Source organism: Vibrio neptunius (assembly GCF_000967495.1).
Taxonomy (GTDB): Bacteria; Pseudomonadota; Gammaproteobacteria; order Enterobacterales; family Vibrionaceae; genus Vibrio; species Vibrio neptunius.
The window spans coordinates 1-556 of record NZ_JXXU01000032.1 but is presented as its reverse complement, the minus strand read 5'-3'; the positions used below and the strand labels follow the sequence as shown (position 1 = coordinate 556).

The 556-nt window shown below is 43.5% G+C and carries 1 protein-coding gene; it reads right to left on the bottom strand.

Translation table 11 applies throughout. The features are described 5' to 3' along the window. Positions 1 to 230: 230 nt before the first annotated feature. Positions 231 to 556: hypothetical protein (locus TW84_RS24555; protein ID WP_045975769.1), on the bottom strand; the 326-nt coding region annotated here is incomplete at its 5' end.

Below are 556 nucleotides of genomic sequence, written 5' to 3'. Positions count from 1 at the left end.
AGTTCAAATTGATAGACCACCTTGGCCTCTTGTACCGCTTGCTGCTGGGCTTGCTGATACTCTGGGGTTAGCTCCGGTAACGAGTCGACAGACACATACATCAGTGAGGCCCCTCCATTGGTACTTGATACGTTGGGTTTAGGGGGATGTTCTACTCAGTTTTTGATTCACCAAAAATCGCTGAACCCCAGTACACATAAAGGCTCCCTGTTTAGGGAGCCTGTAAAAATTTACTCTTCCTCGACAATGGTAATAAAGGAGGCTAGGAGTTTTACTATTTGAGCTTGCTCTTCATGCGAAGCGGCATAACTTAAGAAGTAGAAGTTTCGTTGAGTGTGATAAGGGTCTTCTTCACCGTCATCATAACTATCAGTATCATCCATTTCGATCATTGGAGACATATGCCACTGAACAAGGCCATGTTTATATTTTATGGCAGGTGCAATAAAAAATTCGTAATTAAGCATAGAGTTAAATGGCAATACTCGCTGCCTAGGTCTATTGACCACTCCAGCCATTTTAAACGACATTAATAGCCCGGCACCGGCACCAACAA